This window comes from Pseudomonas sp. S10E 269 (genome assembly GCF_002798465.1).
Lineage (GTDB): Bacteria > Pseudomonadota > Gammaproteobacteria > Pseudomonadales > Pseudomonadaceae > Aquipseudomonas > Aquipseudomonas pergaminensis.
In genome coordinates, this window is the sequence record NZ_PHIJ01000001.1 from 835,564 (window position 1) to 861,444 (window position 25,881).

General features: G+C 60.8%; 20 protein-coding genes. 15 read left to right on the forward strand and 5 right to left on the reverse strand.

Features of this window, described 5'->3' with window-relative positions; all coding sequences use genetic code 11:
* The first annotated feature begins 46 nt into the window (after positions 1–46).
* From CWC48_RS04030 to CWC48_RS04045, 4 genes are all read left to right on the forward strand, one after another.
* Positions 47–2,749, forward strand: coding sequence for a [protein-PII] uridylyltransferase (locus CWC48_RS04030; protein WP_078047203.1), 2,703 nt, complete (start codon positions 47–49; stop codon positions 2,747–2,749).
* Between the two features lie 143 nt (positions 2,750–2,892).
* Entirely contained in the window at positions 2,893–4,092 is a 1,200-nt protein-coding gene (dapC, locus tag CWC48_RS04035; RefSeq protein WP_078047202.1) for a succinyldiaminopimelate transaminase, read from the forward strand.
* A 135-nt stretch (positions 4,093–4,227) separates the two neighbouring features.
* A complete protein-coding gene (locus CWC48_RS04040) occupies positions 4,228–4,938 on the forward strand; it encodes a matrixin family metalloprotease (protein ID WP_100520197.1) in 711 nt (236 codons plus the stop codon).
* Between the two features lie 243 nt (positions 4,939–5,181).
* Positions 5,182–6,048: a M12 family metallopeptidase gene (locus CWC48_RS04045; RefSeq protein ID WP_157806797.1), complete on the forward strand. Its 867-nt coding sequence runs from the start codon at positions 5,182–5,184 to the stop codon at positions 6,046–6,048.
* Between the two features lie 7 nt (positions 6,049–6,055).
* On the opposite strand, the gene CWC48_RS04050 is transcribed toward CWC48_RS04045, so the two are convergent.
* The gene (locus CWC48_RS04050) at positions 6,056–7,699 is read right to left on the reverse strand and encodes a Na+/H+ antiporter (protein WP_078047199.1); all 1,644 of its coding nucleotides are present in this window, start codon (positions 7,697–7,699) and stop codon (positions 6,056–6,058) included.
* 267 nt (positions 7,700–7,966) lie between these two features.
* Here CWC48_RS04050 and CWC48_RS04055 point away from each other — a divergent pair, with 267 nt between their 5' ends.
* The 4 genes from CWC48_RS04055 to CWC48_RS04070 all read left to right on the forward strand — a co-directional run bounded on the left by CWC48_RS04055 (position 7,967) and on the right by CWC48_RS04070 (position 11,023).
* Positions 7,967–8,275: an arsenate reductase gene (locus CWC48_RS04055; RefSeq protein ID WP_229999207.1), complete on the forward strand. Its 309-nt coding sequence runs from the start codon at positions 7,967–7,969 to the stop codon at positions 8,273–8,275.
* 33 nt (positions 8,276–8,308) lie between these two features.
* Entirely contained in the window at positions 8,309–9,343 is a 1,035-nt protein-coding gene (gene dapD / locus CWC48_RS04060; RefSeq protein ID WP_078047198.1) for a 2,3,4,5-tetrahydropyridine-2,6-dicarboxylate N-succinyltransferase, read from the forward strand.
* A gap of 64 nt (positions 9,344–9,407) precedes the next feature.
* Positions 9,408–10,613 carry an aminotransferase class V-fold PLP-dependent enzyme gene (locus tag CWC48_RS04065; protein WP_099493732.1) on the forward strand — a complete coding sequence of 402 codons (1,206 nt, stop codon included), beginning with the start codon at positions 9,408–9,410 and terminating at the stop codon, positions 10,611–10,613.
* Positions 10,610–11,023 carry a SufE family protein gene (locus tag CWC48_RS04070; RefSeq protein ID WP_078047196.1) on the forward strand — a complete coding sequence of 138 codons (414 nt, stop codon included), beginning with the start codon at positions 10,610–10,612 and terminating at the stop codon, positions 11,021–11,023. The genes CWC48_RS04065 and CWC48_RS04070 overlap by 4 nt, the downstream gene beginning before the upstream one ends.
* Before the next feature lie 116 nt (positions 11,024–11,139).
* Here the strand turns inward: CWC48_RS04070 and tcdA are convergent, their stop codons facing one another.
* Complete coding sequence (tcdA, locus tag CWC48_RS04075; RefSeq protein ID WP_065877359.1) at positions 11,140–11,949, reverse strand: tRNA cyclic N6-threonylcarbamoyladenosine(37) synthase TcdA; 810 nt, start codon at positions 11,947–11,949, stop codon at positions 11,140–11,142.
* 218 nt (positions 11,950–12,167) lie between these two features.
* On the opposite strand from tcdA, the gene CWC48_RS04080 reads away from it, so the two are divergent.
* The 4 genes from CWC48_RS04080 (at position 12,168) to CWC48_RS04095 (ending at position 17,410) form a co-directional block, all read left to right on the forward strand.
* Entirely contained in the window at positions 12,168–14,759 is a 2,592-nt protein-coding gene (locus CWC48_RS04080; protein ID WP_100491376.1) for a glycosyltransferase, read from the forward strand.
* A gap of 258 nt (positions 14,760–15,017) precedes the next feature.
* Complete coding sequence (dapE, locus tag CWC48_RS04085) at positions 15,018–16,169, forward strand: succinyl-diaminopimelate desuccinylase (RefSeq protein ID WP_100491377.1); 1,152 nt, start codon at positions 15,018–15,020, stop codon at positions 16,167–16,169.
* Positions 16,169–16,978: a putative RNA methyltransferase gene (locus CWC48_RS04090; RefSeq protein WP_078047193.1), complete on the forward strand. Its 810-nt coding sequence runs from the start codon at positions 16,169–16,171 to the stop codon at positions 16,976–16,978. Before dapE ends, CWC48_RS04090 begins: the two co-directional genes overlap by 1 nt.
* Before the next feature lie 54 nt (positions 16,979–17,032).
* A complete protein-coding gene (locus CWC48_RS04095) occupies positions 17,033–17,410 on the forward strand; it encodes a hypothetical protein (RefSeq protein ID WP_012722582.1) in 378 nt (125 codons plus the stop codon).
* Between the two features lie 140 nt (positions 17,411–17,550).
* Here the strand turns inward: CWC48_RS04095 and CWC48_RS04100 are convergent, their stop codons facing one another.
* Entirely contained in the window at positions 17,551–17,760 is a 210-nt protein-coding gene (locus CWC48_RS04100) for a cold-shock protein (RefSeq protein ID WP_003219353.1), read from the reverse strand.
* Between the two features lie 181 nt (positions 17,761–17,941).
* Between CWC48_RS04100 and plsB the strand changes: the two genes are divergently transcribed.
* Genes plsB through CWC48_RS04115 form a run of 3 tightly spaced genes read left to right on the forward strand, consistent with a single transcriptional unit; the run spans position 17,942 to position 21,628 of the window.
* On the forward strand, positions 17,942–20,446 hold the full coding sequence (plsB, locus tag CWC48_RS04105; RefSeq protein WP_078047192.1) for a glycerol-3-phosphate 1-O-acyltransferase PlsB: 2,505 nt from the start codon (positions 17,942–17,944) through the stop codon (positions 20,444–20,446).
* A 51-nt stretch (positions 20,447–20,497) separates the two neighbouring features.
* Positions 20,498–20,899, forward strand: a complete 402-nt coding sequence (locus tag CWC48_RS04110; protein WP_078047191.1) for a YbaY family lipoprotein — start codon at positions 20,498–20,500, stop codon at positions 20,897–20,899.
* Positions 20,900–20,938: 39 nt separating this feature from the next.
* Positions 20,939–21,628, forward strand: a complete 690-nt coding sequence (locus CWC48_RS04115; RefSeq protein WP_071496953.1) for a DUF4197 domain-containing protein — start codon at positions 20,939–20,941, stop codon at positions 21,626–21,628.
* Positions 21,629–21,697: 69 nt separating this feature from the next.
* Here CWC48_RS04115 and CWC48_RS04120 read toward each other — a convergent pair whose 3' ends face one another.
* Both CWC48_RS04120 and CWC48_RS04125 read right to left on the reverse strand, forming a co-directional pair.
* Positions 21,698–24,763, reverse strand: a complete 3,066-nt coding sequence (locus CWC48_RS04120; RefSeq protein ID WP_100491378.1) for an efflux RND transporter permease subunit — start codon at positions 24,761–24,763, stop codon at positions 21,698–21,700.
* A gap of 6 nt (positions 24,764–24,769) precedes the next feature.
* Positions 24,770–25,870, reverse strand: a complete 1,101-nt coding sequence (locus CWC48_RS04125) for an efflux RND transporter periplasmic adaptor subunit (RefSeq protein WP_100491379.1) — start codon at positions 25,868–25,870, stop codon at positions 24,770–24,772.
* Between the last annotated feature and the right edge of the window lie 11 nt (positions 25,871–25,881).

The following is a 25,881-nucleotide window of genomic DNA, read 5'->3' on the forward strand; positions in this document are numbered from 1 at the left end:
CCCACTGTGTTGTGACTGACTGTTAGATAGAAAGGAAAACCGATCGATGCCCCAGGTGGATCCCGAACTCTTCGACCGTGGCCAGTTCCAGGCCGAACTGGCCCTGAAGGCGAGCCCTATCGCCGCGTTCAAGAAAGCTATCCGCCAGGCCCGCGAGGTGCTCGACGAGCGCTTTCGCAGTGGCCGGGACATTCGCCGGCTGATCGAGGACCGCGCCTGGTTTGTCGATAACATTCTGCAAAAGGCCTGGGAACAGTTCAGTTGGAGCGAAGACGCCGACATCGCCCTGGTGGCGGTCGGCGGCTACGGGCGTGGCGAGTTGCACCCCTACTCCGATATCGACCTGCTGATCCTGCTGGACAGCGCCGACCATGAGATCTTTCGCGATTCCATCGAGCGTTTTCTGACGCTGTTGTGGGACATCGGCCTGGAAGTCGGCCAAAGTGTGCGTTCGGTGGACGAATGCGCCGAAGAGGCCCGCGCCGACCTCACCGTGATCACCAACCTGATGGAAAGCCGCACTATCGCTGGCCCCGAGCGCCTGCGCCAGCGCATGCTCGAAGTCACCAGCACCGCGCACATGTGGCCAAGCAAGGACTTCTTCCTGGCCAAGCGTGCCGAGCAAAAGGCCCGGCACCACAAGTACAACGATACCGAATACAACCTGGAACCCAACGTCAAAGGCTCGCCGGGCGGGCTACGGGATATCCAGACGATTTTGTGGGTGGCCCGTCGCCAATACGGCACCCTCAACCTGCGCGCCCTGGCGGGCGAAGGCTTCCTGGTAGAGAGCGAAAACGCTCTGCTGGCCTCGTCCCAGGAATTCCTCTGGAAGGTACGCTACGCCCTGCACATGCTCGCCGGGCGCTCCGAAGACCGCCTGCTGTTCGACCACCAGCGCTCCATCGCCACCCTGCTGGGTTTTGAAGGCGAGGACGCGAAGACCAGCATCGAAAGCTTCATGCAGCAGTATTACCGGGTGGTCATGAGCATTGCCCAGCTCAGCGACCTGATCATCCAGCACTTCGAAGAAGTGATCCTGGCCCCCGAGGATGAAGCGCCGCCACAGCCGATCAACTCGCGCTTCCAGCTGCATGATGGCTACATCGAGGCGCGCAACGACAATGTGTTCCGTCGCACGCCGTTCGCCATGCTGGAAATCTTCGTGCTGATGGCCCAGCAGCCGGAAATCAAGGGCGTACGCGCCGATACCATCCGCCTGCTGCGGGAAAACCGTCACCTGATCGACGATGATTTTCGTAACGACATCCGCAACACCAGCCTGTTTATCGAGCTGTTCAAGTGCAAGATCGGTATCCACCGCAACCTGCGGCGCATGAACCGCTACGGCATTCTCGGGCGTTACTTGCCAGAGTTCGGCTTTATTGTCGGGCAAATGCAGCACGACCTGTTCCACATCTATACCGTGGACGCCCACACCCTGAACCTGATCAAGCACCTGCGTAAGCTGCAGTACACCCAGGTGTCAGAGAAATTCCCGCTGGCCAGCAAACTCATGGCCAAGCTGCCCAAACCCGAGCTGATCTACCTGGCCGGCCTGTACCACGACATCGGCAAAGGCCGGCATGGCGACCATTCCGAGATCGGCGCGGTGGATGCCGAGGCCTTCTGCCAGCGCCACCAGTTGCCACTCTGGGACAGCCGGCTGATCGTCTGGCTGGTGCAGAACCACCTGGTGATGTCGACCACTGCCCAGCGCAAGGACTTGTCCGACCCGCAGGTGATCCACGATTTTGCGCAGATCGTCGGCGATGAAACCCGCCTCGATTACCTGTACGTGCTGACCGTCTCCGACATCAACGCCACCAACCCGACGCTGTGGAACTCCTGGCGTGCCAGTCTGCTGCGCCAGCTCTACACCGAGACCAAGCGTGCCTTGCGTCGCGGCCTGGAAAACCCGGTGGACCGCGAAGAGCAGATCCGCCGCACCCAGAGCGCCGCGCTGGATATCCTGGTGCGCGGCGGCAACGACCCGGACGATGTCGAGCAACTGTGGTCGCAACTGGGTGACGATTATTTCCTGCGCCACACCGCCGGCGACGTGGCCTGGCACAGTGACGCGATCCTGCAACAGCCTGCCGATGGCGGCCCGCTGGTGCTGATCAAGGAAACCACCCAGCGCGAATTCGAAGGCGGCACGCAGATATTCATCTACGCCCCCGACCAGCACGATTTCTTCGCCGTGACCGTGGCCGCCATGGACCAGCTCAACCTGAACATTCATGACGCCCGGGTCATCACCTCCAGCAGCCAGTTCACCCTCGACACCTATATCGTGCTAGACACCGACGGCGACTCGATCGGCGACAACCCAGTGCGGGTGAAAAAGATCCGCGAAGGCCTGACCGAGGCCCTGCGCAACCCTGACGACTACCCGACCATCATCCAGCGCCGGGTACCGCGCCAACTCAAACACTTTGCGTTTGCGCCACAGGTGACCATTTCCAACGACGCCCAGCGCCCGGTCACGGTACTGGAACTCAGCGCCCCGGATCGCCCAGGCCTGCTGGCCCGTATTGGTGGAATCTTCCTGGAGTTCGACCTGTCGTTGCAGAACGCCAAGATTGCGACCCTCGGCGAGCGCGTGGAAGACGTGTTCTTTATTACCGATGCCGACAACCAGCCGCTGTCCGACCCGGAGCTGTGCCTGCGCCTGCAGGAAGCCATCGTCCAACAGCTAAGCGTCACCCAGGAACCCGGCGTGGAGCTGACACGCCTGACCATATGAATTTTTAACTTTGTAAACACGCCCTTTGTAGGAGCTGGCTTGCCGGCGATGCGAACACCTTGGTGTATCAGGTGCACCGACGCGATGCCATCGCTGGCAAGCCAGTTCCTACACGGTCTGTGTACACCGTCATAGAGGCTTACATGAACAACGCCCTGAACCAACTGCAGCCCTACCCGTTCGAGAAATTGCGCGCCTTGCTGGGCAGCGTCACGCCGAACCCGGACAAGCGCCCGATCGCACTGTCCATCGGCGAACCCAAGCACACATCGCCAACGTTCGTGGCTGAAGCACTGAGCAATAACCTCGACCAGATGGCGGTGTACCCGACCACGCTGGGCATCCCGGCCCTGCGCGAGGCCATCGGCGCCTGGTGCGAGCGCCGCTTCAACGTGCCCAAGGGCTGGCTCGACCCGGCGCGCAATATCCTGCCGGTGAACGGCACCCGTGAAGCGCTGTTCGCCTTCACCCAGACCGTGGTCAATCGTGGTGATGACGCGCTGGTAGTCAGCCCGAACCCGTTCTACCAGATCTACGAGGGCGCAGCGTTCCTGGCCGGGGCCAAGCCACACTACCTGCCATGCCTGGACGCCAATGGCTTCAACCCGGATTTCGACGCGGTGTCGCCGGACATCTGGAAACGCTGCCAGATCCTGTTCCTGTGCTCCCCCGGCAACCCGACCGGCGCATTGATCCCGGTCGACACCCTGAAAAAACTCATCGCCCTGGCCGACGAATACGACTTCGTCATCGCCGCCGACGAGTGCTACAGCGAACTCTACTTCGACGAACAAACCCCGCCACCTGGCCTACTGAGCGCCTGCGTCGAACTGGGTCGCCAGGACTTCAAACGTTGCGTGGTGTTCCACAGCCTGTCCAAGCGCTCCAACCTGCCCGGCCTGCGTTCCGGGTTCGTGGCCGGCGACGCCGAGATCCTCAAGGCTTTCCTGCTGTACCGCACCTACCACGGTTGCGCGATGCCGGTGCAAACCCAGCTGGCCAGTATCGCGGCCTGGCAGGATGAAGCCCACGTGCAGGCCAACCGTGACTTGTACCGCGAGAAATTCGATGCGGTGCTGGCGATCCTCAAGCCGGTACTGGATGTGCAGAGCCCGGATGGCGGCTTCTATCTGTGGCCGAATGTGAACGGCGACGATGCCACGTTCTGCCGCGATCTGTTCGTGGAAGAACACGTGACCGTGGTGCCAGGTTCGTACCTGTCCCGTGAAGTGGACGGCACCAACCCCGGCGCCGGACGCGTGCGTATGGCGCTGGTTGCGCCGCTGGCGGAATGTGTCGAGGCAGCCGAACGGATCAAGGCATTCATCACCCGTCGACACTGATCAACGAGGCCCGTTTGCACGCTGTAGTACACGGGCCTTCGCAGCGAAACATCTGCTAGTGACTACAGGGGAACGTTCCTGCAGCTTGAGTGAATAAGGAGTGGTCTTCGTCTTTATTCACAGCAGGAAAAAACCATGATCATTGCGAACAGCTCTCCTTTTCTTCATTCCCCCCTCCCCAACGAAGAAGCACCAGGCGCCAGTCGCTCAAGAACGCGACGTAATGTTGGCGAACCCGGCACGTATTGGCCACAGAACAGCACGATTAAAATCGCTCTGTACGGCTACGACATGAATGGGCCTTGGGTACAGGCCGTGAAGAACGCCGCCAACCAATGGCTGCCGTATATCAATCTCAAGTTCGAGTTTGTATCGGGAGAGGAAGGCGATGTGCGGATTTCGTACCGCCCACTGAGTCAACCTGCCGGCTCTGATTTGGGTACGAACGCGAGGCATACTCCTCCCGTGGAGCCGACTATGCATCTACCTGCAGACCCTACGGACCCAGACTTCGAAAAGACCGTAATTCATGAGTTCGGGCATATGCTGGGCGCTCACCATGCCCATCAGCACCCGGATTCCAACATTCCATGGAACGTCCCCCAGACTTACGCCTATTACGGCCGGCTAGGCATGAGTGAAGAAAGTGTGCGCAGCAATATCCTCCCCCTCCCACGCAGCGACGCCTACTCGCTCCTTCCTTACGATGGGGATTCGATCATGCACTATCACATCGATCCGGAGGTGACGGACGGGTCTTGGGCGCAATCGGAATCCTATTCGCTCAGCGAGGGAGATAAAGCCTGGGCAAGAAATGCTTACCCTAGGACAGGGCAGGCAGAGTAATCATTCATCTTATAGACCCCAAACTCGGCTTATTCATATTCAAATCCGTCGTCATATACCTCTGAGCGTCAGCATCTGGTGCCCAAAGCTGATCGCATAGTGCAATCTACTCTGCCTCTCAAGTAACGGCTAACGTTCAGCAATAGATTCTCCGGAACCAAAGACATCAAGAGAACAACAATGCACACAGCACCCACCTGCCCCATTTTCAACCACGCAGGATTGGTCATCGAGGATAGGACAATGACCCGTATCGCACACTCACACCCCCCTATGCTTACAAACGCTTTCACTGCGCACACACCCCGTGACACTTCGAACAATGACGCAAGTATCAATACGCAACCCCTGAGTAGAAAAAAACGAGGTATTGCTGAGACTGCAAACCTTTGGCCTCAAAACTCAACACTTAAAATCTCGTTATACGGCTTAGACGAAAAGACCAAAAAGCTTATAAAAGAGGAAGCCAGCAAACTCCTACCCCACATCAATCTAAAGTTCGAATTCACAGACGAACGTGGAGGAGACATAAGAGTCACCCTGTTCAAGGGTACATGGTCTGCCGTCGGCACCGAGGCAAAAACTTTGCCGGTCGATGAACCCACCCTGTCTTTCGACAGAGGACTGATTGACACCCCCGAAGACCGTGGGCTAATAAAACATGAATTTATGCATGCACTCGGCGTGCACCATGAACATCAGCACCCCGACAGGGTTCTACCTCCTGAAGTACAGCTAGAGTATGAGAACCTTAAACAACGCGTAGACGCGCTAGAGAGAAAAAAAGAGGTCGCGATCAAAAGCGGGGACAAATGGGATTTGAAGAACGCAGAAAAAGAACTCAAACCCTTAAAAGAAAAATTAGAGCAAATGACCCGCGACAAAATAAACATTATCAACCCCGATACCTCGACCCTCACAGACTACGACCCTGGCTCGATAACGGGTTATTGGCCCACCCCCAGAACCGAAGAGCTCTCAGACGGAGACAAAAAATTTCTGCGCTTACTCTATCCACCCGACACCGCACCGTCAGAGGCTCACACAATAATCGACCCTTTACCGCTGGCAACTACACTCATACGTTTCCTGATAGAAGAAGCGAATTGAGCAACGCTCATTTAACGCTGCCCAAATTCGCCTCACTCATATCCAGATCCGCCAACACCTCCCGCAACACGTCATCACCAATCTGGTGATGACGGCTCAGGCTATACAACTCCAATCGCTGCGCCCTGAGCGCCTTCAGTCGTAGCTTGCGCTCAAGCAGGTCCATCTGCTGCGCCAACGCCTGGGCTTCAGCAGAATCGTTGAACACTTCCAACTGATGGCGATATTCCGACATCAGGCGGGCCTTGAGTTCAGTAGCGAGTGCGGCCTGGGCGGCATCCTGGGTTTCGGCTTCAGCGGGCTCCTCCGCTTCAAGGGCGTGGATTGCCGCGACGGCAGTTTTCTTCCAGGCTTCACGCACTTCCTTGTGGCGTTTTTCATCAGGACTTTTTTCGATACCACGCAACAACAGCGGCAAAGCGATACACGCTGCAATCAGCGACAGCAAGATCACCCCGGCAGCAATGAAGATGAGCAGGTCGCGTTCGGGAAAGTCCTGGCCCGGCGCCAGCAGCAAAGGCACCGACATCACACCGGCCAAGGTCACCGCCCCGCGCACACCGCCGACGGTCAACAGCCAGCAGGAACGGGCGGTCGGCACCAGCGTCAGCTCGCTTTTGCCGCGAATCCTGCGTAACAGCCCGGACAGCCGCCAGATGCTCTGCACCCAGATAAAACGCAGCACCACCAAAACCAGGAAGATCGCAATCACATCCAGGCAGCGATAAAACAGCGCCGGCCACAGCGTCGGCTCATGGCTGACCACCGCCTTGATGATGTCCGGCAGTTGCAGGCCCAGCAGCAAGAAAATCAGACCGTTGAAGGCAAACTCCAACAGCGACCACACGCTGCGGTTAAGCAAGCGCGTGCTGGTCTGGCGCGGCAGCAGGTCGAGCCAGCTTTGCATCATGCCCGCCGCCACCGCTGACAAAATGCCCGAGGCGCCCAAGCGCTCGGCCAGCACATAGGCGGCAAACGGCAGCAGCAACATGAACACCACGTGGGTCGCTGGATCATCCCAGCCGCGGGCAATCATCCAGGCGCGCAAACGGCCGACCAACCAGCTCAGGGCCACGCCGACCGCCAGGCCACCCACGGCCACCAGGACAAAGGTCAGGCTCGCGTCCGCCAGGGAAAACACCCCCGTCAACGCCGCCGCCAGGGCGAACTTGAACGTTACCAGGCCCGAAGCATCATTCATCAAGGCTTCGCCCTGGAGCATATGCATCAGCGGTGTGGGGAGACGGTTTTGGGCAATGGCCGACACCGCCACGGCATCCGTCGGCGACAACACGGCCGCCAGGGCGAAGGCCACCGGCAACGGGATCGTAGGCAATATCCAATGGATGAAGTAGCCCGCACCGACCACAGTGAACAGCACCAGCCCCACCGCCAGCGTCAGGATCGGCCCACGCAGCCGCCACAACTCACGCTTGGGCATGCGCCAACCGTCGGAGAACAACAATGGCGGCAGGAACAGAAACAGGAACAGCTCCGGGTCCAGCGCCACATGCAGCCCCAGCGTGGGCCAGGCCAGCAAGGCACCCGCGGCGATCTGCACCAAAGGTAAGGGTAACGGGATGACGCGCCCGACAAGGCGTGAAACGCTGACCAGCATCAGCAGGATAAGAACGGTGTAGGCGGTTTGCATAAAGCGGGGTTCCCGGGCAATCGACTTGCAACGACACACATCAGGCAACAACTCACCGTTGAAGTGCCATATTACCCGGCTATGTTACCGCCCATGCTGCCTGCGGGCATTGGCACATAAGTCGCACGCCAGCATGACGAGGGGCACCGGCCCGCTGGTCGTGGCATAATCCATGACCTTTAATTTTCACTTGGTCCAAAGGGGGGCAATTCCTTGACCGCTTCAAGCAAAACGTTGCACCTTTTCGGCATCAAAGCCTGCGACACCATGAAAAAGGCGCGCACCTGGCTCGATGAGCACGGCGTCAGCTATGAGTTCCACGACTACAAAACGGCCGGTATCGACCGCGAACACTTGACCCAATGGTGCAACGAGCACGGTTGGCAGGTGGTTTTGAACCGTGCGGGCACCACCTTTCGCAAACTCGAAGACGAACGCAAAGCCGATCTCGATCAGTCGAAAGCCATTGAATTGATGCTCGCACAACCTTCGATGATCAAGCGCCCAGTGCTCGATCTCGGTGACAGAACCCTGATTGGCTTCAAGCCAGATAGTTATTCGGCGGCCCTCAAGTAGGCCAGCCCTTTCCATTTTTGTAGAGGTAACAGCATGTCCAATTCCCTGTTCAGCCTGGGCTTCGGCGTCGGCACTCAGAACCGCCAAGGTGCTTGGCTGGAAGTGTTTTACGCACAACCGTTGCTTAACCCATCGGCTGAAATTGTCGCCGCCATCACGCCGATCCTCGGTTACACCGAAGGCAACCAGGCAATCACGTTCACCGTCACCCAGGCCCTGCAACTGGCTGACGCGCTCAAAGGTGTCGACGCCGCCCAAGCCGCGCTGCTGAGCCGCCTGGCTGAAAGCCACACCCCGCTGGTCGCCACCCTGTTGGCCGAAGACGCCGCGCTGACCTCCACCCCCGAGGCCTACCTCAAGCTGCACCTGCTGTCCCATCGCCTGGTCAAGCCACACGGCCTGAGCCTGGCCGGTGTGTTCCCGCAGCTGCCGAACGTAGCCTGGACCAGCCAGGGCGCGATCGACATCAACGAACTGGCCGAGCGCCAGCTCGAAGCGCGCCTGCGTGGCGAGTTGCTGGAAGTGTTCTCGGTGGACAAGTTCCCGAAAATGACCGACTACGTCGTGCCGAGCGGCGTACGTATTGCTGACGCCGCGCGTATCCGCCTGGGTGCCTATGTGGGCGAAGGCACTACCGTGATGCACGAAGGTTTCGTCAACTTCAACGCCGGTACCGAAGGCCCGGGCATGATCGAAGGCCGTGTATCGGCTGGCGTCTTCGTCGGCAAGGGTTCGGACCTGGGCGGCGGTTGCTCTACCATGGGCACCCTGTCGGGCGGCGGCAACATCGTGATCAAGGTCGGCGAAGGCTGCCTGATCGGCGCCAACGCCGGTATCGGTATCCCGCTGGGCGACCGCAACACCGTCGAATCGGGCCTGTATGTCACCGCTGGCACCAAGGTCGCACTGCTGGACGAGCAAAACCAACTGGTCAAAGTGGTCAAGGCCCGTGAACTGGCTGGCCAGCCGGACCTGCTGTTCCGCCGCAACTCCGAGACCGGTGCCGTGGAGTGCAAAACCCACAAATCGGCCATCGAACTGAACGAAGCGCTGCACGCTCACAACTAAGCAGCCACTCGATGCCACTAGCGGGCCCCTACCCTGGGGCTCGCTTATACGAGTCTTGAACACCATGCTAGTGCCCTCCCCCTGGCGCGCCGATTTCCCGGCCATCGCCACCCTGCAACGGCAAGACCAGACCTACCTGGACAACGCCGCCACCACGCAAAAACCCCAGGCCCTGTTGGATGCCATCAGCCATTACTACGCCAACGGCGCAGCCAATGTGCACCGTGCCCAGCATTTGCCAGGTGCCCATGCGACCCAGGCGTTCGAAGACAGTCGCAGCAAGGTCGCGCAGTGGTTGAACGCAGGCGACAGTGGGCAGATCGTGTTCACCCACGGCGCAACTTCTGCGCTGAACCTCCTGGCCTATGGCCTTGAGCACTTATTCAATGCGGGCGATGAGATTGTCATCAGCGCCCTGGAACACCACGCCAACCTGCTGCCTTGGCAGCAACTGGCCAAACGTCGCGCCGCCACGCTGGTGGTGTTGCCGCTGGACGATGACGGCGTGATCGACCTGCCCGCCGCAGCCGAGCTGATCGGACCACGCACGCGTCTGCTGGCGGTGAGCCAGCTGTCCAACGTGCTCGGCGCCTGGCAGCCGCTGGAGGCCTTGTTGGCGCTTGCCCGGCCACACGGCGCCTTGACCGTAGTCGATGGTGCTCAAGGCATCGTCCACGGCCGCCACGACGTGCAGGCGCTGGGCTGCGATTTCTATGTGTTTTCCAGCCATAAACTCTATGGCCCGGACGGCGTCGGCGTGCTGTTCGGCCGCGATGAAGCCCTGCATCACCTGCGTCACTGGCAGTTTGGCGGCGAGATGGTGCAACAGGCGGACTACCACAGCGCCAGCTTTCGCCCGGCGCCGCTGGGTTTCGAGGCCGGCACACCGCCGATTGCCAGCGTGATTGGCCTGGGCGCCAGCCTGGATTACCTGAGTTCGCTGGACCAGCAGGCCGTCGTTGCCCACGAAGCGGCGCTGCATGATTACTTGTTGCGCGGGCTCAACGCGCGCAATGGCGTGCGCATACTCGGTTCACCGCAGGTCGCGCTGGTGAGTTTTGTCGTAGAGGGCGTGCATAACGCTGACCTTGCGCACTTGCTCACCGAGCAAGGTATTGCCGTGCGCGCCGGCCATCACTGCGCGATGCCCCTGCTCAAGGCGATGCACCTGTCGGGAGCCATTCGCGTGTCCCTGGCGTTATATAACGATTCCGATGACCTGGAACGCTTCTTCGAAGCGCTGGACCAATCCCTGGATATGCTGCGATGAGCTTGCCGATAGAGGCCGTTGCCGCACTTGAAGCCTTCCAGGCCGTCGGCAGTTGGGAGCAGCGCGCACGGATGCTGATGCAATGGGGCGAGCGGCTGCCGCCATTGGCGGATGAGGACAAGGTCGACGCCAACCTGGTGCAGGGCTGTGAAAGCCTGGTGTGGCTAGTGGGGCGTTTGGAGGATGGCCACTGGCAGTTTGTTGCGAGCAGCGATGCGCGGATGATTCGAGGGTTGGTGGCGTTACTGCTGGCGCGGGTCAATGGGTTGTCGACGGCTGAGTTGCAGGCGGTTGACGTGCCCGACTGGTTTGCACAGTTGGGGCTTTCCCGCCAACTGTCACCGTCGCGCAGCAATGGCCTGAATGCGGTCTTGCAGCGCATGCGGGCATTAAGCCTTGCACAAAACTAAATGTGGGAGCGGGCTTGCTCGCGAAAGCGCAGCGTCAGTAGATACATCATTGACTGAACCACCGCATTCGCGAGCACGCCCGCTCCCACATTTGGGTCTATGTTCAGCAGTGAGATCTAGGCGGGTTTGACCCGCTCGGATGGCCTGCGCACCCCGGCCACAATCTTGTCCACCGCCTTGGTCGCCGCGACCATGCCAAAGGTGGCCGTCACCATCATCACCGCGCCAAACCCGCCCGCGCAGTCCAGCTTCACGCCGTCTCCGACAAAACTCTTCTGCAAACAGATGCTGCCGTCCGGCTTGGGATAGCGCAGTTGTTCGGTGGAAAACACGCACGGCACGCTGTAGTGGCGGGTCACGGTGCGTGAGAAACCGTAGTCGCGACGCAAAGTGGAGCGCACTTTCGAGGCCAGCGGGTCATTGAAGGTGCGGTTCAGGTCGCAGACTTGGATCAGCGTCGGGTCAATCTGCCCACCAGCGCCGCCGGTGGTGATGATCTGGATCTTGCGGCGCTTGCACCAGGCAATCAGCGCGGCCTTGGCATTCACCGCGTCGATGCAGTCAATCACGCAGTCGATGTTGGGCGTGATGTACTCGGCCATGGTGTCGCGGGTCACGAAGTCGGCCACCGCATGCACGGTGCAATCCGGGTTGATACCACGCAAGCGCTCGGCCATGACTTCGACCTTGGGCTTGCCCACGGTGCTGTCCAGCGCGTGCAACTGGCGGTTGCTGTTGCTGACGCACACGTCGTCCAGGTCAAACAGCGAGATCTCGCCCACCCCGCACCGGGCCATGGCTTCCGCTGCCCACGAACCTACGCCGCCGACGCCGACGATCGCCACATGGGCCGCTTTCAAGCGTTCCAGGCCTTCAATGCCATACAAGCGGGCGACGCCTGCAAACCGCGGATCTTCTGTACTCATGACCATTACCCCAAAAACCGGCGCGCATTATAGGGCTACGCAGCGACAAGTTCGAAGCTTCAAGCTACAAGTTAAGAACTAAGATGGTCTTTCGCGGACTAATGTCCGGTTTTTCTCTGCTTGCTGTACGGTCAGGGAAGGGCCGGTGTAGGATGCGCGCCGTTCGGCGCAGGCCGACACCTCTCTTCGTTCCACACCCTTTGGAACCCGAAATAGCCATGGCATCGCGTAAATTTGGACTCAACCTGGTGATCGTGCTGGCAATCGCCGCGCTGTTCACCGGTTTCTGGGCGCTGATCAACCGCCCCGTCACCACTCCCAACTGGCCTGAACAGATCTCCGGTTTTTCCTACTCGCCGTTCCAGCAAGGCCAGTACCCACAGAAAGGTCAGTACCCGACCGACGACCAGATGCGTCGCGACCTCGAGATCATGAGCAAGCTGACGGACAACATCCGTACTTACTCGGTCGATGGCACCCTGGGTGACATCCCCAAGTTGGCCGAAGAATTCGGCCTGCGCGTGACCCTCGGGATCTGGATCAGCCCGGATCTTGAGCGCAACGAGCGGGAAATCCAGCGCGCCATTGAAATTGCCAACAGCTCGCGCAGTGTGGTGCGGGTGGTGGTCGGCAACGAAGCCCTGTTCCGTGAAGAAATCACCCCAGAAGCCCTGATTGTGCTGCTCGACCGGGTGCGCGCTGCTGTGAAAGTGCCGGTGACTACGTCCGAGCAGTGGCACATCTGGGAAAAGAACCCGCAACTGGCCAAGCACGTCGACCTGATCGCCGCGCACATCCTGCCGTTCTGGGAATACATTCCCATGGACAAGGCCGGCCAGTACGTCCTCGACCGCGCCCGCGACCTGAAGAAAATGTTCCCGAAAAAGCCGCTGCTGCTGTCGGAGGTTGGCTGGCCTAGCAACGGGCGCATGCGCGGTGGCAATGAAACGTCCCCTTCCGACCAGGCGATCTACTTGCGCACTCTGGTGAACAAACTGAATCGCCAAGGCTTCAACTACTTCGTGATCGAAGCGTTCGATCAGCCGTGGAAAGTCAGCGACGAAGGCTCGGCCGGCGCGTACTGGGGCGTGTACAACGCCGCACGCCAGCAGAAATTCAACTTTGACGGGCCGGTGGTGGCAATTCCACAGTGGCGCGTGCTGGCCATCGGTTCGGTGGTGCTCGCATTGCTGTCCCTGACGCTGCTGATGATCGACGGCTCGGCCCTGCGCCAGCGTGGCCGCACCTTCCTGACCTTTATCGCGTTCCTCTGCGGTTCGGTGCTGGTGTGGATCGGCTACGACTACAGCCAGCAATACAGCACCTGGTTCAGCGTAACCGTCGGTATCCTGCTGGCCCTCGGCGCCCTGGGCGTGTTTATCGTGCTGCTCACAGAAGCCCATGAACTGGCGGAAGCGGTGTGGACCCACAAGCGTCGGCGTGAATTCCTGCCGGTCGAGGGGGATTCGGACTACCGCCCAAAAGTGTCGATCCACGTGCCGTGCTACAACGAGCCGCCGGAGATGGTCAAACAGACCCTCGATGCCCTGGCCGCCCTCGATTACCCGGACTACGAAGTCCTGATCATCGACAACAACACCAAGGACCCGGCGGTGTGGGAGCCGGTGCGCGACTACTGCGAAACCCTCGGTCCGCGCTTCAAGTTCTTCCATGTCGCGCCCCTGGCCGGTTTCAAGGGTGGTGCGCTGAACTACCTGATTCCGCACACCGCCAAGGATGCCGAAGTGATCGCGGTGATCGACTCCGACTACTGCGTGTCGCCGAACTGGCTCAAGCACATGGTGCCGCACTTCGCCGACCCGAAAATCGCCGTGGTGCAATCGCCGCAGGATTACCGCGACCAGAACGAAAGCACCTTCAAGAAGCTCTGCTATGCGGAATACAAGGGCTTCTTCCATATCGGCATGGTCACCCGCAACGACCGTGACGCGATCATCCAGCACGGCACCATGACCATGACCCGTCGCTCGGTGCTTGAAGAACTGGGCTGGGCCGACTGGTGCATCTGCGAAGATGCCGAACTGGGCCTACGTGTGTTCGAGAAAGGTCTGTCGGCGGCGTATTACCACGACAGCTACGGCAAGGGCCTGATGCCGGACACCTTTATCGACTTCAAGAAACAGCGTTTCCGCTGGGCCTACGGGGCGATCCAGATCATCAAGCGTCACACCGCCAGCCTGCTGCGCGGCAAGGACACCGAGCTGACCCGTGGCCAGCGCTACCACTTCCTCGCAGGCTGGCTGCCGTGGGTGGCGGATGGCATGAACATCTTCTTCACCGTGGGCGCCCTGTTGTGGTCGGCGGCGATGATCATCGTGCCGACGCGGGTCGACCCGCCGCTGCTGATTTTCGCAATCCCGCCGTTGGCGCTGTTCGTGTTCAAGGTGGGCAAGATCATCTTCCTCTACCGTCGCGCGGTAGGCGTGAACTTGAAGGATGCGTTTTGCGCGGCCCTGGCCGGCCTGGCGTTGTCACACACGATTGCCAAGGCGGTGTTGTATGGCTTCTTCACCACCAGCATTCCGTTCTTCCGCACACCGAAAAACGCGGATAACCACGGCTTCTGGGTAGCGATTTCCGAAGCCCGCGAAGAAATGTTCATCATGTTGCTGCTGTGGGGCGCGGCACTGGGGATCTACCTGGTGCAGGGCTTGCCGAGCAATGACATCCGCTTCTGGGTGGTGATGCTGCTGGTGCAGTCGCTGCCGTATGTGGCGGCGCTGGTCATGGCGTTCCTGTCGTCGCTGCCGAAACCGGCGCCGAAGGCCGAGCCGGCGACGGTTGAGTAAAAACTTGCGCAATGCACTAAACGGCGGCCTCTGGCCGCCGTTTTGCTATAAGATAACGGCCGTTTTGTTGGATCAGGCAAGCGCCGATTGCCTTATGTGGGAGCGGGCTTGCTCGCGAATGCGGTGTTTGCGCCAATACATGCGTAGCTGACACTCCGCATTCGCGAGCAAGCCCGCTCCCACATTAGAATTTCGCCATTTCAAGTTCTGTATTCCACATTCGCCCTGCGCCCATTACACGCTTTCCGGAGTTCCCCCATGACGGCCCACGCCGACCTTTCGCCGACCCTTCAACTTGCCATCGACCTGATCCGTCGCCCATCGGTCACGCCGATTGACGCCGATTGCCAGAAGCTGATGATGCAGCGCCTGGGCGACGCCGGTTTTGCGCTTGAGCCAATGCGCATTGAAGACGTGGACAACTTCTGGGCCACTCACGGCAAGCACGACGGCCCGGTGCTGTGCTTTGCCGGCCACACCGACGTGGTGCCGACCGGCCCGGTGCAAGCCTGGCAGAACGACCCGTTCGACGCGTTGATCGATGAAAACGGCATGCTTTGCGGGCGTGGCGCAGCAGACATGAAAGGCAGCCTGGCGGCAATGCTGGTGGCGTCGGAGCGTTTTGTCGCCGACTACCCGGACCACAAGGGTTCGGTCGCTTTCCTGATCACCAGCGATGAGGAAGGCCCGGCGCACCATGGCACCAAGGCCGTGATCGAACGCCTGGCCGCACGCAAGGAGCGCCTGGACTGGTGCATCGTCGGCGAACCTTCCAGCACCACGCTGGTGGGCGATGTGGTCAAGAACGGCCGTCGCGGCTCCCTCGGCGCCACCCTGACCGTACGCGGTGTACAGGGTCACGTGGCCTACCCGCACCTGGCGAAGAACCCGATCCACCTGGCCGCACCGGCCTTGGCCGAACTGGCCGCCGAGCATTGGGATGACGGCAACACGTTCTTCCCGCCGACCAGCTTCCAGATCTCCAACCTCAACTCCGGCACCGGCGCGACCAACGTGATTCCGGGCGACCTGACGGCAGTGTTCAACTTCCGCTTCTCCACCGAATCCACCGTTGAAGGCTTGCAACAGCGGGTTGCCGAGATCCTCGACAAGCATGGCCTGGACTGGCACGTGGACTGGGCCCTGTCAGGCCTGCCGTTCCTCACCGAACCCGGCGCGTTGCTGGATGCGGTGTCGGCGAGCATCAAGGCGATCACCGGGCGTGAGACCAAGGCGTCCACCAGCGGTGGCACTTCGGATGGGCGCTTCATCGCCACGCTGGGCACCCAGGTGGTCGAACTCGGCCCGGTCAACGCCACGATCCACCAGGTCAACGAGCGCATCCTGGCCAGCGACCTCGATGTATTGACCGAAATCTACTACCAGACCCTGATCAAGTTGCTCGCCTGATGCTGGCCTGCCCCATTTGCAGCGCCCCGCTGAACGCGGTGGACAATGGCGTGGCGTGCCCGGCCGGGCACCGTTTCGACCGCGCACGCCAGGGTTACCTGAACCTGTTGCCGGTGCAGCACAAGAACAGCCGCGACCCGGGCGATAACCTCGCCATGGTCGAGGCCCGTCGTGATTTTCTCAACGCCGGGCACTACGCCCCGGTGGCCAAGCGCCTGGCGGAACTTGCCGCAGAACGCGCGCCGCAGCGCTGGGTGGATATCGGTTGTGGCGAGGGTTACTACACCGCGCAAATCGCCGACGCCCTGCCCCACGCCGATGGCTACGCCCTGGATATCTCCAAGGAAGCCGTCAAGCGCGCGTGCAAGCGCAACCCGGCGCTGACCTGGTTGATTGCGAGCATGGCCCGTGTGCCATTGGCGTCAGGCAGTTGCCAGTTTCTTGCCAGCGTGTTCAGCCCATTGGACTGGGAAGAGGCCAAGCGCCTGCTCAGCCCCGGCGGCGGCCTGATGAAGGTCGGCCCGACCAGCGGCCACCTGATGGAACTGCGTGAGCGCCTGTACGACGAAGTGCGCGAGTACACCGACGACAAGCACCTGGCCCTGGTGCCCGACGGCATGAGCCTGGCCCACAGCGAGACGCTGGAATTCACCCTCAGCCTGGCCGAGCCCCAGGACCGGGCGAATTTGCTGGCGATGACACCCCACGGCTGGCGCGCCAGTGCCGAGCGCCGTGCCGAAGTCATCGAGGCCGCCGAGCCGCTGCAGGTCACGGTGTCGATGCGCTACGATTATTTCGTGCTTCAATAACCGACTTTTAAGCATCCGCGAATGGATTTTCGAATCCCGCAACGAGGAACATCCATGCGCCAACCTGATATCGAGATTTACCTGAAGGACGCCGACGTCGACTACAAGGCCATCGCCGCTTGGCTGGGCGCCGCTCTGGGTCCTTGCACCGACTGGGTCCAGAAAGGCCAGACCTACAAATGCAAGGCCGGCAACGTGCCCGTGACCTGGCTCCCCAAAGCCGTGGGCAAATGGAACAGCCTGTACCTGGAAAGCGACCAGACGCCGTGGGACGACGACATCGCCTGCGCCCGCGCCGCGTTTGCCGCGCTGAACGTCGAAGTGCGTTGCGCACCGGGTACGTGGGTCGAGGAAGAAGGTGAAGAAAGCGCTGATACCTGGATTCGCATCAGTGAAGACGGTGAAGAGCAGATCACCTGGAAAACCGCATAAGCCTGACGTGTGAACCCAATCAAACTGTGGGAGCTGGCTTGCCTGCGATAGCATCACTGTGGTCTAGCTGATAGACCGAAGTGTCTGCATCGCAGGCAAGCCAGCTCCCACATGGGTTCAGCGGTGTAACAACGTCCGCGTTAAAGCCCCACCACATCCTCCGCCTGCAAGCCCTTCTCGCCGGTCACCACGGCGTATTCCACCTGCTGGCCCTCGGCCAGGGAGCGGTGGCCTTCACCGCGAATGGCGCGGTAGTGCACAAACACATCCTTGCCGTCTTCGCGTTGAATGAAGCCATAGCCCTTTGCATCGTTGAACCACTTCACATTGCCGGTTTCGCGCGTTGCCATCTGTTTTGCTCCCACATGCTTTTTATTGTTGAGTCGCTCGCATTGAACTGCCGAGTATAAGACAGGCTCAAAAACGATCAACTCAAGTTTACATCGCTGCTTTTTTGCCGATTTTCGGCGAATACGGCACACTACCCGCCCGAGCGCCTGCTCGGTTTTTTCCACTTGAAGCAGCACGCCTATGACCCGCTCCCCGTTCCGCCGTCTAGTGTTTGGCACCTTGCGCCGACTGTTGTACCTCTGGGTTCGCTCGGAGACGATCAACCAGTCGTCCCTAACCCTCAACCTGGACCGCAGCCGGCCGGTGTTCTACGTCCTGCAATCGCCCTCCCTCACCGAATTGGCCGTGGTCGATGCCGAGTGCACCAAGGCCGGCCTGCCGCGCCCGGTGCTGCCGGTCTCGGTCGGTCCGTTGATGGAACCGGCGGCGTTCTTCTACCTCACGCCGGAACCGGACTGGCTCGGCCGCCAGGACAAGCGCGGCGCGCCGCCGACCCTGACCCGCCTGGTCGACACTCTCAGCGACCACGCCGAAGAGAATGCACAAATCATTCCGGTCAGCGTGTTCTGGGGCCAGTCGCCCGAAAGCGAGTCCAGCCCGTGGAAGCTGTTGTTTGCCGACAGCTGGGCCGTCACCGGGCGTCTGCGTCGCTTGTTGAGCATCCTGATCCTGGGTCGCAAGACCCGTGTGCAATTCTCTGCGCCTATCAACCTGCGTGAATTGATCGAGCACAATAAAGGGCACGAACGCACTGTGCGCATGGCCCAGCGCATCCTGCGTGTGCACTTTCGTAACCTGAAGACGGCGGTGATCGGCCCCGACCTGTCCCACCGTCGCAACCTGGTGAAGGGCCTGGTCAACATGCCATTGGTGCGCCAGGCCATCATCGACGAAGCCGAGCGCGAAAAAATCAGCCCGGAAAAAGCCAAGGCCCAGGCCCTGCGCTACGGCAACGAAATCGCCTCGGACTACACCTACACCGCGATCCGCTTCCTCGAAGTGGTGCTGAGCTGGTTCTGGAACAAGATCTACGACGGCATCAAGGTCAATAACATCGAAGGTGTGCAAAAGGTTGCCCAGGGTTACGAGGTAATCTATGTGCCGTGCCACCGCAGCCATATCGACTACCTGCTGCTGTCCTACCTGCTGTTCAAGAACGGCCTGACCCCGCCACACATCGCCGCCGGTATCAACTTGAACATGCCGGTGATCGGCAGCCTGCTGCGCCGTGGCGGTGCGTTTTTCATGCGCCGCACCTTCAAGGGCAATCCGCTGTACACCTCGGTGTTCAACGAATACCTGCACACCTTGTTCACCAAGGGCTTCCCGGTGGAGTACTTCGTCGAAGGCGGACGCTCGCGCACCGGGCGTATGCTGCAGCCAAAGACCGGCATGCTGGCGATTACCCTGCGCAGTTTCCTGCGCTCCTCGCGCATGCCCATCGTGTTTGTGCCGGTGTACATCGGTTATGAGCGCGTGCTCGAAGGCCGCACCTACCTTGGCGAGCTGCGTGGCGCGAGCAAGAAAAAAGAATCGATCTTCGATATTTTCAAAGTGGTCGGCGCGCTCAAGCAACGCTTTGGCCAGGTCGCGGTCAACTTTGGCGAGCCGATCAAGCTGGCCGAATTCCTCGACAGTGAACAGCCGGATTGGCGCTCCCAGGAACTGGGCCCGAACTACAAGCCGGCTTGGCTCAACGAGACCACCAACCGCCTCGGCGAACAGGTGGCGCGCCACTTGAACGAAGCCGCGGCGGTAAACCCGGTGAACCTGGTGGCGCTGGCATTGCTGTCCACCACACGCCTGGCCTTGGACGAACAAGCCATGGCCCGCCAGTTGGACCTGTACCTGGCGCTGTTGCGCCGGGTGCCCTACTCGCAGCACACCACCTTGCCCGAAGGTGATGGCCTGGCGCTGATCAAGCACGTCAAGGACATGGACCTGCTGTCGGAACAGAGCGATGCCCTGGGTAAGATTCTGTACCTGGACGAGCAGAACGCCGTCCTGATGACGTACTACCGCAACAACGTGCTGCACATCTTTGCCCTGCCGGCGCTGCTGGCAAGTTTCTTCCAAAGCACCTCGCGCATGAGCCGTGAGCAGATCCTGCGCTACAGCCACGCGCTGTATCCGTACCTGCAATCTGAGCTGTTTATCCGCTGGTCACTGGAAGAACTCGATACGGTGATCGACCAATGGCTGGAGGCCTTTGTCGAGCAAGGCCTGCTGCGTTTCGAGAACAACGTGTACCTGCGCCCGGCCCCGAGCTCGCGGCACTTTGTGCTGCTGACGCTGCTGTCCAAGAGCATTGCCCAGACCCTGCAACGCTTCTACATGGCCATCTCACTGCTGCTCAACAGTGGCCAGAACAGCATCAGTGCCGAAGAACTGGAAGACCTGTGCACGATCATGGCCCAGCGCCTGTCGATCCTGCATGGGCTCAACGCCCCGGAGTTCTTCGACAAGAGCCTTTTCCGACATTTCATCCAGACCTTGCTGGAGCAAGATGTGCTGCGCCGCGACGAGGCTGGCAAGTTGAGCTACCACGACCTGCTCGGCGAACTGGCCGAGGGCGCGGCCAAGCGCGTGCTGCCGGCGGAGATTCGCCTGTCGATCCGCCAGGTCGCCCTGCACCGTGTCGATGGCGCGGCCGAAGCACCTGTCGAACCTGAAGAAAGCCGCTAGATTTAAGAAGGCGCCGGTTGGATGCCGGCGCCGCTGAAAAGGAGCTGTACCATGAAAAAGATCATCCTCCTGGGCCTCACCGCCCTGCTCGGAGCCTGCCAGTCCATGAGCCCCACGCCCAAGGCCAGCCTCGATGGCGAAGTGTTCTACCTGCAACGCATCGCCCTGCCGCCGGCCGCGACCCTGAGTGTCAGCCTGCAAGACGTTTCCCTGGCGGATGCACCGGCTGTGACCCTCGCCGAGCAGAAAGGCCCGGTCAAGGGCCAGGTGCCGCTGCCCTTTCACCTGAGCTACGACCCGGCGCAAGTCAAACCCGGCCACAGTTACTCGGTGAGCGCTCGCATCGAACTGGATGGCAAGCTACTGTTTATCACCACCGAACGGCACTCCGTGCAGCTCAATGGCCAGGACCCGCAACCGCTGCGTCTGCGCGTTGATGCAGTGGCCCACTGATAGCCACCAGAACATAAGCCCTACCAAAAGGAAGCGTCCATGCTCCGTAACTCCCTTCGTTTGACTGCCCTGTGTGCCGGCCTGTTGCTCGGTGCCAACGCCATGGCCCTGGACTTGAGCAGCCTGTCCCAGGGTGACGCCAGCGGCGGCCTCAAGGACGCCCTGACCCAAGGCGCGCAGATTGCCGTGAAGCAACTGGGCGTACCCGGTGGTTTCAGCAACAACCCGGAAGTGAAGATCGGCCTGCCAGGCAAGCTGGGCAAAGTCGCCGACAAACTGAAAATGTTCGGCATGGGCGACCAAGTCACCCAGCTGGAAACCAGCATGAACAAGGCTGCCGAAACCGCCGTGACCCAGGCTCAGCCGATCCTGGTCAACGCCGTGAAGAACATGAGCGTCACGGACGCCAAGGGCATCCTCAGCGGTGGCCAGGATTCGGCCACCCAATACTTGAACAAAAGCAGTCGCGAACAGATCCGCGCCAAGTTCCTGCCAATCGTCAAGGCCGCTACCGACAAGGTCGGCGTGGCCCAGCAGTACAACGCTTTGGCCGGCAAGGCTGCAGCCTTCGGCGCGGTGGACGCCAAGAGCGCCAACGTCGAGAACTACGTGACTGAACAGGCGCTGGACGGCTTGTTCAAGATGATTGCCAAGCAGGAAGAAACCATCCGCGAGAACCCGGCGGCGGCGGCCACCAGCCTGGCGAAGAAGGTATTCGGAGCGCTGTAACCCTCGTATCACCGTTGAACCACTGCGCCAAGGCCGCTTGTACGGGGCCTTGGCGCAATGCTGTCAGGCTTACACCACTTCTTTCCTGACTCTGAACCATGCCGCGTACAACGCCGGCAGGAACAACAGCGTCAGCGCGGTTGCCACAATCAACCCGCCCATGATCGCCACAGCCATCGGCCCGAAGAACACACTGCGTGACAGCGGGATCATTGCCAACACTGCCGCCAAAGCCGTCAGCACAATCGGGCGGAAGCGTCGCACGGTGGCTTCGATGATCGCCTGCCACGGTGCCAGGCCCGCCTTGATGTCTTGTTCGATCTGGTCCACCAGGATCACCGAGTTACGCATGATCATCCCGGACAGGGCGATGGTTCCCAGCATGGCCACGAAGCCAAAAGGCTGGCGGAAGACCAGCAGGAACAGCGTCACACCGATGAGCCCAAGCGGGGCGGTCAGAAACACCATCGCCGTGCGTGAGAAGCTGCGCAGTTGCAGCATCAGCAAGGTCAGCACCACCACGATGAACAGCGGCACACCGGCTTTTACCGAGTTCTGGCCACGGGCAGAGTCCTCGACCGTACCGCCGACGTCCAGCAGGTAGCCATCCGGCAGCTCGGCACGCACACCTTCAAGGCTCGGCAGGATCTGCTGGACCAATGTCGCCGGTTGCTCCTTGCCATAGATATCCGCACGGACCGTCACCGTCGGCAGACGATTGCGGTGCCAGATGATGCCTTCTTCGAAGCCATATTCGAGGGTGGCGATCTGCGACAGCGCCACGCTCTTGCCATTGTCGGTCGGCACCGCCAGGCTTGGCAGCAGAGACAGTTCGGTGCGCTCATGCACGGTGCCGCGCAGGAGGATTTCGATCAACTCGTTGTCCTCCCGGTATTGACTCACGCTGGAACCGGTCAACGAACTCTGCAGGAATTTCGACAGGTTGGCCGTGCTGACGCCGAGGGCACGGGCACGGTCCTGGTCAATATTGAGGTAGACGATCTTGCTCGGCTCCTCCCAGTCCAGGTGCACGTTGACCACATGGGTATTCTCGCGAACCTTGGCCGCTACTTTGCGCGCGAGGGCGCGGACTTCCTCGATGTGTTCACCGGTCACCCGGAACTGCACCGGGTAGCCCACGGGTGGGCCGTTTTCCAGGCGGGTCACCCGTGAACGCAGATCGGGAAATTGCTCGTTGAGAGTTTCGATCAGCCAGGTGCGCAGGCTTTCGCGCTCCTCGATGGTTTTCGCCAGCACCACAAACTGGGCGAAGCTGGCGGCTGGCAGTTGCTGATCCAGCGGCAGGTAGAAACGCGGCGAACCAGTCCCCACGTAGGCCACGTAGTTGTCGATGCCTGCGTGGTGCTTGAGCAAAGCTTCCAGGCGTTTGACCTGCTCGGCGGTGTTACTCAGGGAGGCGCCTTCGGCAAGTTTGAGATCAACCATCAGTTCCAGGCGACCGGACGCCGGGAAGAACTGTTGTGGTACGAAGCGGAACAGCGCCACCGAGCCGATAAACAGCAGCAGGGTGAGGACGATTACCGTCTTGCGCCGCCGCACGCACCACTCCACCAAATGTCTTACGCGCTGGTAGAACGGCGTGCCGTAGGGATCCGGACCATCGGTGCCGTGCTTGGCTGCATGAATCTTCGCCAGGTCTGGCAGGAGTTTTTCCCCCAGGTAGGGCACGAACACTACGGCAGCGACCCACGAAGCCAGCAACGCGATGGTCACCACCTGGAAGATCGAGCGTGTGTATTCGCCGGTGCTCGACTGCGCCGTGGCAATCGGCAGGAAACCCGCGGCGGTGATCAATGTGCCGGTGAGCATCGGGAACGCGGTGCTGGTCCAGGCAAAGCTGGCGGCCTTGAGCCGGTCGTAGCCCTGCTCCATTTTGATCGCCATCATCTCCACGGCGATGATCGCGTCATCCACCAGCAAACCGAGCGCCAGCACCAGCGCGCCCAGGGAAATCTTGTGCAAGCCGATGCCGAGGTAGTACATGGTGGCAAACGTCATTGCCAGAACCAGCGGAATCGCCAGGGCCACCACCATGCCGGTGCGCACGCCCAGAGAGAAGAAACTCACCAGCAACACGATGGCCAGCGCTTCGGCCAGTACCTGCACGAATTCGCCGACGCTGGTCTTCACCGCCGCCGGTTGGTCCGACACCTTGCGCAGCTCCATGCCGGCCGGAAGGTTCTTCTGCAGGCGTGCGAATTCGCCTTCCAGGGCTTTGCCCAAGACCAGTATGTCGCCACCGTCACGCATGGCGACGGCCAGGCCGATCGCGTCTTCGCCCATGTAGCGCATGCGCGGTGCCGGTGGGTCGTTGAAGCCACGGTGGATATCAGCCACATCACCGATGCGGAAGGTGCGATCACCCACACGGATCGGGAAGTTGCGGATCTCTTCCACAGTCTTGAAGTTGCCCGACACCCGCAGTTGCACGCGCTCGCTCGGGGTTTCAAAGAAGCCTGCGGTGGAGACCGCATTCTGTTCCTGCAAGGCTTGCTGCACCGCCGCCAATGGCAGGCCGAGGGTGGCCAGCTTGAGGTTGGACAGCTCGATCCAAATTTTTTCATCCTGCAGGCCAAGCAACTCGACCTTGCCCACATCCGCGACGCGCTGCAGTTGAATCTGGATGCGGTCGGCGTAGTCCTTGAGCACCGCGTAGTCGAAACCGTCGCCGGTCAGTGCGTAGATGTTGCCGAAGGTGGTGCCGAATTCATCGTTAAAAAACGGCCCCTGGATATCCGGCGGCAAGGTCTGGCGAATGTCGCTGATCTTCTTGCGCACCTGGTACCACAGCTCGGGAATCTGCGCCGAGTGCATGGCGTCACGGGCCATGAAGGTGACCTGGGACTCGCCGGGGCGCGAGAAGGAGACGATGCGTTCGTACTCACCGGTCTCCATGAGTTTTTTCTCGATGCGCTCGGTAACTTGCCGCGAGACTTCCTGGGCCGTAGCGCCGGGCCAGTTGGTCTTGATCACCATGGCCTTGAAGGTGAACGGCGGGTCTTCGCTCTGCCCCAGCTTGGAGTAGGACAATGTGCCGACAACCGCCAGCAGGATCATCAGGAACAGTACGATCTGGCGATTGCGCAACGCCCATTCGGAAAGATTGAAACCCATCGGGGACTACTCCTTGGCCGCCAGATTCACCACACGGTTGGAGCGATCCACCGGCCGCACCTGCTGGCCTTCGTGGAGCACATGCACACCCGCAGCAATCACCCAATCGGTCGGGGCCAGGCCTTCCAGGACCGGGACGGATTTTTCACCAAAGGCGCCAACGCGCACCGGCACACGGGTGATGGAGTTGTCCGGCTGCACACGCCAGACGTAGGACGCACCGTTCTCCGCACTGAGGGCCGACAGCGGCACCGACAGCGGAACAACACCGTCGGCCTGTATGAAAACGCGCGCGCTTTGGCCCAATTCGGCCGGGACCTTGCCACCGATGAATGCCACACGTGCGGCGAAGGTGCGCGACTTCGGATCGGCTGCCGGCGACAGCTCGCGAATGCGCCCGCTGAAGCGTTGATCGGGCTGGCTCCACAGCTCGACCGACACCGGCTGGCCGATCTTGAAGCGGCCAAAACCTTGCTCCGGCAAGCTGATCAGCACTTCACGCTCGCCATCGGTGGCCAGGGTAAATACGGTCTGGCCGGCAGACACCACTTGGCCGACTTCTACCGCACGCTTGGCAACCACCCCGTCCTGGGGCGCACGCAATACGGCATAGCCGGCCTGGTTGCTGGCCACGTCGAACTCGGCCTTGATCTGCTTGAGGCGTGCTTCACCGGATCTATAGAGGTTTTCGGAATTGTCGTACTGAGAGCGGCTGACCATCTGACGGTCCATCAGAGTCTTGTAGCGGTCGCGTTCGGCCCGCACCAGGCTCAGGTTGGCCTCGGCGGCGGCGACTTGGGCTCGGGTCGCTTCCAGTTGCAGGCGCACGTCCTGAGGATCGAGCTCTGCCAGCGCCTGGTTGGCCTTGACGCGTTCGCCCTCTTCCACCAGCCGCTTGCTGACTTTGCCGCCAATGCGAAAGGCCAGGTCCGGCTCAAAGCGTGCGCGCACTTCGCCTGGGTAGCTGTCCATCGACTGCGCAGAAGGCTGTGGCTGCACCACCATGGCCGGGCGGATGGTAATCTGGGCCGCTTCTTCATGGCCGCAAGCGGACAACAGCAAGACCAAACTGACAGGCAAAGCAAAGGGCAGGAAAGTACTGCGCATGCTGTAGGACC